A 7,099-nucleotide genomic window follows, 5' to 3' on the forward strand; every position below is an offset into this window, starting at 1 on the left:
GTTCCATTTTTTCAAAAAAAGTATAAAATATGGAAGATAGTATGTTATCAGCAGAAATAATCGGGGTGGGGGACGAGCTGCTCTACGGCGAAACCGTGGACACCAACACCGCGGAAATCGCCGCCAGCCTTCGCCCCTATGCCCTAACGGTGCGGCGCACCCTGCGGGTGGCCGACCACCTAGAAACCCTGGCCCTGGAGGTGCGTCGGGCCTGGGAAGGGGCCCGGCTGGTGGTCCTCTCGGGGGGGCTTGGCCCCACGCCGGACGACATCACCCGCGAGGCGGTGGCCCAGGCCCTGGGGGAAGAGCTGGAAAGCGACCCCGAGATGCTGGCCCAGCTAGAGGCGCTCTTTGCCCAAAGGGGGTGGCGGATGCCCGAGGCCAACCGCAAGCAAGCCCTGAGGATTCCCTCGGCCCGCTGGATTCCCAACCCCCGGGGCACCGCCCCCGGCTGGTGGGTACGGCGGGACGGCAAGGACCTGGTGGCCCTACCCGGCCCCCCAGCCGAGTGGCGCCCCATGTGGGCCCAGCTCCTGCCCCAGCTAGGCCTGCCCCCCCGCCCCTACAAACAGGCCACCCTCAAGACGTTTGGCCTGGGGGAGTCGCGAATAGCCGAGCTGCTGGGCGAGCTCTTCCAGCGCAGCGGCCCAGTCCAGGTGGGCACCTACGCCCATACCGACGGGGTAGCGGTGGTGGTGCGGGGTGAGCCGGAGGCGGTAGACCGCCTGGTAGGAACCGTCCGTTCCTTGCTGAAGGAGGCCCTTTGGGGGGAAGACGGGGACAGCCTGCCCACCCTGGCCTTGGAGCGGCTGCAGGCTCGAGGGGCCACCCTAGCCACCCTGGAGTCCATGACAGGCGGCACGCTGAGCGCCCTGCTCACCTCGGTCGGCGGCGCTTCCAAGGTCTACCTGGGGGGGCTTCTGGCCTACCATCCCCAGGCCAAGGCCCACCTGGGCCTCCCGGCTGAAGGGATGGTCTCGGCTGCGGCCGCCGAGGCCATGGCCACCTTGGCCCGAGAACAGCTCGGGGCCACCTATGGCCTGGCCACCACCGGGGTAGCCGGTCCAGAGGAGCTGGAGGGGCAGCCGGTGGGCACGCTCTACGTGGGCCTGGCCGGACCGGAGGGAGCACGCTCGAGGCACTACCACTTGCCTGGGGCCAGCCGCGAGGTGCTGCGGCAGCGGGCCGCCCACGCCGCTTTGGCTTTCTTGCTGGGAGCGCTTCAATGAGGCTTTTCTACGCTCTTTTCCCTCCCCTAGCGGTGCAGCAAAACCTAGCCCAGATCCAAGAAAGGCTGCGCCCCTACAGGGGCTGGAGGCCGGTGCAGCCCCGCCAGATGCACATCACCCTGCTCTTCCTAGGAGAGCAGCCCGAAGACCGCCTGCCAGAGCTGCACCGGGCCGGAAAAGAGGTGGCCGCCCGGGTTCCCGCTTTTGAGGTGACCCTGGGGGGCACCGGCTACTTCCCCGCCGCCGGCCCTCCTCGGGTCTGGTTTGTCAAGGCCAGCGGCGCCGGCCTGGAACCCCTGGCCTCCGGCCTGCGGCAAGCCCTAGGGGTGGAGGAGGACAGCTTCCACCCTCACCTCACCCTAGCCCGAAAGAAGGGGCCTGCGCCCCGGGTAGGGCCGGTGGTCGTGAATCTGCACTTTACCGCCCGAGCGGTATGCTTGGTGGAGTCAAAGCTGGAACCCGCAGGGGCAAAGTATCGCGTTTTAGAGGAGTTTCCGCTGAATGGGAGTGGGTATGGATAAGGAAAAGCAGAAGGTTTTAGAGGGCACCCTGAAGACCATTGAAAAGCAGTTTGGAAAAGGGGCCATCATGCGCCTGGGGGAGGCCCCCAAACAGCAGGTGGACGTGATTCCCACCGGAAGCCTGGGCCTGGACATGGCCCTTGGGGTGGGCGGCATCCCCAAGGGCCGGATCATCGAGATTTACGGTCCAGAGTCCGGCGGCAAGACCACCTTGGCCCTCTCCATCATCGCCCAGGCCCAGCAGATGGGCGGGGTAGCGGCCTTTATTGACGCCGAGCATGCCTTAGACCCCCTGTACGCCAAGAGCCTAGGGGTCAACATAGACGACCTGTTGGTCTCCCAGCCAGACACCGGCGAGCAGGCCCTAGAGATAGTGGAGCTGCTGGCCCGCAGCGGGGCCGTGGACGTGGTGGTGGTGGACTCGGTGGCCGCACTGGTGCCCCAGGCTGAGATAGAGGGCAACATCGGGGACGCCTTCGTGGGGGTGCAGGCCCGGCTGATGAGCCAGGCCCTCCGCAAGCTCACCGCGGTGCTGGCCAAGAGCAACACCGCGGCCATCTTCATCAACCAGATTCGCGAAAAGGTGGGTACCATGTACGGCAACCCGGAAACCACCCCCGGCGGTCGGGCCCTCAAGTTCTACGCCTCGGTGAGGCTAGATGTGCGCAAGCAGGGCCAGCCCATCAAAGTGGGCAACGCAGCGGTGGGCAACCGGGTCAAGGTCAAGGTCACCAAGAACAAGCTGGCCCCCCCCTTCCGTGAGCACGAGATAGAGCTCTACTTTGGCAAGGGCATTGACCCGCTGGCCGACCTGGTGAACATTGCCATCGCCACCGAGGTAATCAGCAAGTCCGGCTCCTGGCTCTCCTACGGCGAGGTACGGCTCGGCCAGGGCAAGGAAAAGGCCGCCGAGTTCCTGAAGGGCGAGCCCCGGCTGGCCCAGGAGATCCGTGAGAAAGTTCTAGCCCAAGCTGGTAAGCTAGCTGTACTGACGGCCTCTTCCGAGGAAGGCGAAGCGGCAGAGGCCGCCGAGGTTTGAGCGAGACTTGTGGGGTTCTCCCAGGATGAAGGGCCCGGAAGACATGGGGGGAAGGATTCGCCCGGCAAGCCGCCGGGCTGAGCGGCTGGAAGGCGGTCTGGCCGCTGCAGGGCATCGGGCCTCGAGCCCAACCCGCGCTTTGTAGATGAGCTAGGCATCCACCCGACCCGAAACTGAGAGAACCTCCTTGCTGAGGAGGTAGCGATGGCTTTTACGATTTTAGACGCAATACTGGCCCTGATGGTGCTCGTGCTGGGGGTGGCGGTGGTGGCGCTGGCCCAGCGCAGCGCCCGGTTGGCCGAGGTCAACAAAGGCGAGCTCGAGGCCGCCCGTCGGGAGGCCCAGCAGATTCTGGAGGCGGCCCGCCGACAGGCCGAGGCGGTCTTAGAGCAGGCCAGAGCCCAGCTAGAAGCGGCCCGCCAGGAGGCCCAGCACCTCCGCAGCAGCGCCCTGGCCGAGGCCCAAAACCTGCGGCAAAGCGCCCAAACCGAGCTCGAGCGGCTACGCCAGCAAGGCGAGGAACGGCTGCGCCAGCAGCTAAGGGAGGAGCGCGAGCGCCTGCAGGCCAGCCTAGAGGCAGATCGGGCCTCCCTAAAGGCTGAGCGGGAGCGCTTGCAGAACGAGATGCAGGCCACTCGAGCCGAGCGGGAGGAGCTCAAGCGGGAAGCCGAGCGGCTGGCCCGGCGGGGAGAGCAGCTTGACGCCCGTGCGGCCCGGCTGGACGAGCAGGAGGAAAAGCTGGACGCCTTGGAAAAAAGCCTCCAGAACCGCGAGGCCGAGCTGGCCCAGCGGGAAAAGCAGATTGAGCTCAGGCTCCAAGAAGTGGCTGGGATGACCCAAGAGGAGGCCCGGAACCTGCTTTTGTCCAAGCTCGAGGCCGAGCTAGAGGAGGAGAAAGCCCTGCGGGTCAAGGCCAACCTGGAGAGGGTTCGGCTCGAGGTCAAGCGCGAGGCGCAAAAACTGCTGGCCCTGGCCGCCCAGCGCCAGGCCTCCGAGACCGCCGCGGCCCTGGCCGTCTCGGTGGTGCCCATCCCCTCCGATGCCATGAAGGGCCGCATCATTGGCCGCGAGGGTCGCAACATCCGCACCTTTGAGGCCCTGACCGGGGTAGACCTCATCATTGACGACACCCCCGAGGCGGTGCTCCTCTCCAGCTTCAACCCGGTGCGCCGGGAAATTGCCCGCATGGCCCTAGAACAGCTCGTGGCCGACGGCCGCATCCACCCCAGCCGCATTGAGGAGGTGGTGGAAAAGGCCAAGAACGAGATGAAGACCTTCATCTACGAGCGGGGGGAGGAGGCCGCCTTGGAGGCCGGGGTGGTGGGCCTGAAACCGGGGCTGGTGCAGCTTCTAGGGCGGCTACACTTCAGAAGCTCCTACGGGCAGAATGTGCTCAAGCACTCCATCCAGGTGGCTCACCTGACCGGCATCATGGCCGCCGAGCTGGGCCTGGACGCTGCGCTGGCCCGCCGGGCCGGCCTGCTGCACGACCTGGGCAAGTCGGTGGACCGCGAGATCGAGGGCACCCACGTGGAAATCGGCATTACCCTGGCCTCTCGCTTCGGCGAGCCCAAAGAGGTCGTAGATGCCATCGCTCACCACCACGACCCCGAGAACGGCGAGACCCTCTACGCGGTGCTGGTGGCCGCTGCCGACGCCATCAGCGCAGCCCGCCCCGGCGCGCGGCGCGAAAGCCTGGAGGAGTACATCCAGCGCCTAGAACAGCTCGAGCGGATCGCCCTCTCCTTCCCCGGTGTGGAGCACGCCTTCGCGGTGCAGGCCGGTCGCGAGGTGCGGGTCATCGTGAAGCCCGAGCGCATCTCCGACGCCAAGGCGGTGCTGCTGGCCCGCGAGATCGCTGGGCGCATTGAGCGGGACATGAACTACCCTGGCCAGGTGCAGGTCACGGTGGTGCGGGAAAGCCGGGCAGTGGAATTCGCCAAGTGATTTGTAGCCCTACCGAAAAACCTCCTTGCGGGGTGTGGGTATTCTCCTTGGTATGGCGCGGAGCGCAATCGTCATCGGCTCGGGCATCGGCGGGCTGGCCATGGGCATCCGCCTACAGAGCCTGGGCTTTGAGACCACCATCTTGGAAAAGCTGGACGGCCCAGGCGGACGGGCCTACACCAAGCGCGTGGACGGTTTCACCTTTGATATGGGGCCCACGGTCATCACCGTGCCCCACTTTATTGAGGAGCTCTTCGCCCTAGAGCGGGGCCGTCCAGGGCTTCACCTGCCCGACTTTCCCGAGTCGGTGCGGGGCGAGGACCAAAGGGTGCGGGAGGGGCCATCGGGGGGGCCTCATACCCGCCGGTACGTCCAGATCGTGCCCATCCTGCCCTTCTACCGCATCCACTTTGACGACGGGAGCCGCTTTGACTACGACGGCGACCCTGAGCACACCCGCCGACAGGTGGCCGCCTTGGGGGAGCCGGGGGACCTCGAGGGCTACGAGCGCTTCCACCGCGACGCCAAGGCCATCTTTGAGCGGGGCTTCCTCGAGCTGGGCTACACCCACTTCGGCGACCCCCTAACCATGCTGCGCATCGTGCCCGACCTCCTGCGGCTGGACGCGGTGCGCAGCCTTTTCAGCTTCACCAGCAAGTACTTCCGCTCCCCCAAGCTGCGCCAGGTCTTCAGCTTTGAGACCTTGCTCATCGGGGGCAACCCCCTGGCGGTGCCGGCCATCTACGCCATGATCCACTTCGTGGAAAAAACCTGGGGGGTCCACTTCGCCCTGGGGGGCACCGGGGCGCTGGTGCGGGCTTTGGTGCGAAAGTTCGAGGAGCTGGGCGGACGGATCCGCTACAACGCCGAGGTTGTAAGGATCAACGTGCTGCGGGAAGGCCGTAAAAAAGTAGCCAAGGGCGTAACCCTCACCGATGGCAGCACGCTTGAAAGCGACCTGGTGGTTTCCAATGCCGACTACGCCCACACCTACTTGAGGCTCATTGATCCCCAGTACCGCTTTTGGAACGCCGACTGGGTGGTGAAAAGGCGGCCCCAGAGCATGTCGCTGGTGGTCGTTTACTTCGGCTTCCGAGCCGACGGCCGCGAGGGGGAGCGGCTAAAGCACCACAACATCATCCTAGGCCCCCGCTACGAGGGGCTGCTGCGGGACATCTTCGGGAGGAAAATCCTGGCCAAAGACTTCAGCCAGTACCTGCACATCCCTACCCTTACCGACCCCTCCTTGGCCCCCCCGGGGCACCACGCAGCCTATACCCTGGTGCCGGTACCCCACAACGGCAGCGGACTAGATTGGGAGCTGCTAGGGGAGCCTTTTGCGGACAAGGTATTGCGCTTCCTAGACGAACGCGGCTACCTGCCGGGCCTGATGGAGCGGCTGGTACACAAAAGCTTCATCACCCCCGACTATTTTGAGCACACCCTGAACAGCTACCTGGGCAACGCCTTCGGCCCCGAGCCCATCCTGGCCCAGTCGGCCTTCTTCCGGCCCCACAACAGAAGCGAGGACATCCAAAACCTCTACCTGGTGGGGGCCGGGGTGCAGCCGGGGGCCGGCACCCCCAGCGTGATGATGTCGGCTAAGATGACGGCCCGGCTCATCGCCCAGGACTTCGGCCTTCTGGAGAAGGCCAAGGGAAGCCCCTCCGTCCCCCAGCCCGCCTAGTCCGGCCAGTCCCCCACCCGCTCCCGCTCGGGGTGGTAGCCGGCCTGCTCCAGCGCGCGCAGCACCGCCTCCCCGTGCTGGGCATCGCGGACCTCCAGCACCAGCTCCACCCCCACCTTGCCCAGCGGGGCCAGCCAGAGGGCCCTGCGGTGGAAGATGTCTACGATGTTGGCCCCTGCCTCGGCCACCAGCGAGACCACCCGGGCTAGGGCCCCAGGCCGGTCCACCACCGCCAGCTTGAGCAGGATATAGCGCCCCTGGCGTACCAGCACCTGCTCAATCACCCGAGAGAGCAGGTTGCCGTCTATGTTGCCCCCGCACAGCACGGTGGCTACGGTCTGCCCCGGAGAAAAAGGTACCTTACCGGCAAGCAAAGCCCCCATTCCTGCCGCGCCAGCCCCCTCCACCACCAGCTTGAGGTCCTGGGCACAGTGGGCAATGCCGCGGGCGATCTCGTCGTCGCTCACCTCCACCACCTGGTCCACGTACCGCTGGATAAGGGGCAGGGTCAACCTTCCCGGACGCTTGACCGCGATGCCGTCGGCGATGGTCTGGGCGGCCGGAACGCTCACCGGCGCCCCGGCCTTGAGGGAAAGGTTGACCGGGGCGCAGCCCTCGGCCTGCACCCCCACAACCCGCACCTCGGGGCGCAGGCTTTTGACCGCCACCGCAATCC

The 7,099-nt window shown here is 66.2% G+C and carries 6 protein-coding genes; 5 read left to right on the forward strand and 1 reads right to left on the reverse strand.

Annotated features, from left to right (window positions below):
• Positions 1-41 precede the first annotated feature (41 nt).
• The 5 genes from Mlute_RS02720 to crtI all read left to right on the forward strand — a co-directional run bounded on the left by Mlute_RS02720 (position 42) and on the right by crtI (position 6,423).
• Complete coding sequence (locus Mlute_RS02720; protein WP_119359216.1) at positions 42-1,229, forward strand: CinA family nicotinamide mononucleotide deamidase-related protein; 1,188 nt, start codon at positions 42-44, stop codon at positions 1,227-1,229.
• Positions 1,226-1,750, forward strand: coding sequence for an RNA 2',3'-cyclic phosphodiesterase (gene thpR / locus Mlute_RS02725; RefSeq protein WP_119359217.1), 525 nt, complete (start codon positions 1,226-1,228; stop codon positions 1,748-1,750). Before Mlute_RS02720 ends, thpR begins: the two co-directional genes overlap by 4 nt.
• Positions 1,743-2,789: a recombinase RecA gene (recA, locus tag Mlute_RS02730; RefSeq protein WP_119359218.1), complete on the forward strand. Its 1,047-nt coding sequence runs from the start codon at positions 1,743-1,745 to the stop codon at positions 2,787-2,789. Before thpR ends, recA begins: the two co-directional genes overlap by 8 nt.
• A 204-nt stretch (positions 2,790-2,993) precedes the next feature.
• On the forward strand, positions 2,994-4,736 hold the full coding sequence (gene rny / locus Mlute_RS02735; protein WP_119359219.1) for a ribonuclease Y: 1,743 nt from the start codon (positions 2,994-2,996) through the stop codon (positions 4,734-4,736).
• A 52-nt stretch (positions 4,737-4,788) separates the two neighbouring features.
• Complete coding sequence (gene crtI / locus Mlute_RS02740; RefSeq protein ID WP_119359220.1) at positions 4,789-6,423, forward strand: phytoene desaturase family protein; 1,635 nt, start codon at positions 4,789-4,791, stop codon at positions 6,421-6,423.
• Here the strand turns inward: crtI and Mlute_RS02745 are convergent.
• On the reverse strand, positions 6,420-7,099 hold a 680-nt coding region (locus Mlute_RS02745), incomplete at its 5' end, for a pyridoxal-phosphate dependent enzyme (protein WP_119359225.1). The genes crtI and Mlute_RS02745 overlap by 4 nt on opposite strands.

Source organism: Meiothermus luteus (genome assembly GCF_003574085.1).
Taxonomy (GTDB): Bacteria; Deinococcota; Deinococci; order Deinococcales; family Thermaceae; genus Meiothermus; species Meiothermus luteus.